The organism is Desulfobacter sp. (genome assembly GCF_050177295.1).
The window spans coordinates 1-2,506 of sequence record NZ_JBFXHE010000544.1 but is presented as its reverse complement, the minus strand read 5'-3'; the positions used below and the strand labels follow the sequence as shown (position 1 = coordinate 2,506).

General features: G+C 45.5%; 2 protein-coding genes. One reads left to right on the top strand and one right to left on the bottom strand.

Annotation, left to right across the window (positions count from 1 at the left end):
* On the top strand, positions 1–2,251 hold a 2,251-nt coding region (locus AB7U36_RS22370), incomplete at its 5' end, for a PAS domain-containing hybrid sensor histidine kinase/response regulator (protein ID WP_428161809.1).
* A 51-nt stretch (positions 2,252–2,302) separates the two neighbouring features.
* Here AB7U36_RS22370 and AB7U36_RS22365 read toward each other — a convergent pair.
* Positions 2,303–2,506: hypothetical protein (locus AB7U36_RS22365; RefSeq protein WP_428161808.1), on the bottom strand; the 204-nt coding region annotated here is incomplete at its 5' end.

The following is a 2,506-nucleotide window of genomic DNA, read 5'->3' as shown; positions in this document are numbered from 1 at the left end:
TGATTCAGTCTCGGATGCTGTTTGGGATTGGCGAGTTGATACCGGCGAGGTCTACTTCAGTTCACGGTGGTATACCATGCTCGGATATGAGGCTTACCAATTGCCCCAGAACCTTGAAACATGGCGGAGCTTGCTCCACCCTGATGACTTACCTGAATCAGAGGCAACCGTGTTTCGACATCTTAAATATGGAGAGCCATTTGAGATCGAATATCGTATGCGCACGAAAGAGAATCAATGGCGTTGGATTTTAGCCCGGGGAAAGGCTGTTGAAAGAAATGACCAGGGCAAGGCTGTCAGAATGCTCGGCACCCACATGGATATCACAGAGCGGAAACAGTCTGAAATGGCGCTGAAACATTCAGAGCTAAAATGGCGCAATATTCTTGTCAACACTCCCCAAATAGGCATTTCACTAAATACCGGAGCTGAAATTACTTTTGTCAATGAGCACTTTCTGGCCCTCACCGGATGGAAAGAAAATGAAGTTATGGGGCGGAATTGGTTTGACTTGTTCATTCCGGAAAATGTCCGGGAAGATGTCAGAAAGGTTTTCCACTCTGTAATGGGGCAAAAGGATACGCTTGGGTTCTTGAATTTTGAAAATGAGATCCTTGGAAAATCCGGCCAGGTTTTTAATGTCGCCTGGTCTAATGTATTGACCAAGGATGTTGAAGGAAATGTGGTTGATGTGACTTGTTTGGGGGTTGACCTTACTGAACGCAGGCGTTCTGAAGATAAATTAAGGAAAAGCGAAATCAAATACCGAACAATGATGGAGGCGATAAAAGACCCGGTTTATATCTGTTCGGAGGATTTTATAATACAATATATGAATCAAGCCATGATTGACAGGGTCGGCCGTGACGCCACAGGGGAGTTGTGTTACCAAGCACTGCATGGGTTCGATAGAAAATGTCGGTGGTGCAAATATGGTGAGACATTTCAGGCGGGTCATGCCGAAAAAAATATTTTCAGCCCTCTGGACAAGTGTTCTTTCAATGTTTCAACTACTGTCTTTGTGAATGAAAGCGGATCTCTGTCCAAGCTTTCTGTATTCAGGGATACAACGGAACTCATAGAATTGCAAAAGCGCCTTCAACAAGCACACAAGATGGAAGCGATCGGTAACCTTGCCGGCGGCATTGCACACGATTTTAACAATATTTTATTTCCTATCATTGGAATGTCGGAGATGATGATGGAGGATCTGTCGGCCGGAAGCCTGGAGCACAAATATGCAAATGAAATACATAAGGCCGGCCATAGAGCCAAAGAATTGGTGGCACAGATTCTCGCCTTCAGCCGTCAATCAGACCAGAAAAAAATGCCGATAAGGTTCCAGGATATTTTAGAAGAGGTCCTCAAGCTTTGTCGGGCGACGATTCCGGCAAATATTAAGATAGAGCACAAAATTCAACGAAATTGCGGGTTCATTATGGGGAATGCCACACAGCTCCATCAGGTCGGTATGAATCTTATTACCAATGCATACCATGCGGTTCAGGAAAAAAACGGCAAAATAATTGTTGCTCTTGAGGAGATCAAAATTGACCGGACCAATTTAACGGATACCGGCATTCATTCAGGAAAGTATCTGCTGTTTACTGTTTCCGACGATGGTACCGGTATGACGGACAAAGTCAAAAACAAGATATTCGAACCTTACTTTACGACCAAAGAGCAAGGTAAGGGAACCGGTCTTGGACTCGCCGTGGTGTACGGGATCGTTAAAGAATATGGTGGCGAGATTGAAGTCCAAACGCAAATCGGATCAGGTACTATATTCAGCGTCTATCTACCCTTAATGAGTCAATCAGAAAACCAAGGGGCTGCAGAAATAAAAACCGAAATTAAGATGGGGCATGAACATATTCTTCTGGTTGATGATGACGCCGCAGTCGCCAACCTTGAACAGCAGATCCTTGAACGGCTTGGCTATCAAATTACGATGCGTACCGGCAGCCTGGATGCCGTTGAGGTTTTTCGTTCAAATCCGGATGCCTTTGACCTTGTCATTACTGACATGACCATGCCGAATATGACTGGTGATCAACTCGCAGAAGAGATTTTATCCATAAAACCGGATATACCTATTGTCATTTGTACCGGTTTCAGCGAAAGGATAAACAAAGAGCAGGCTGAAGCTATCGGGGTAAAAGGCTTTTTAATGAAGCCCGTTGTAAAATCAGATTTTGCGTCGATGGTTCGAAAAGTTCTGGATGATGCTAAATCTGAAAATAAAGGTTAGGCTCTTAATCTCTGACGGGAAAAATTAGTGATAGCCAAAGAAAACAAACCCTCATTTTCCGGGTCCGGTTTTCAACACTTCAGCGGCATCCCTGACCCGGGTCTGTTCCAGCAGACGCCGGGCATAGGCCTTTGCCCGGGAAAAACTTGTCTCCATGACCGTGGCCTGGACCCTGGGCAGGAATTTGGGGTCCACGCTCAGGGTGGTGATGCCCACTCCGATCAGAAAGGGGATGTGGTCGGGATCATGGGCCAT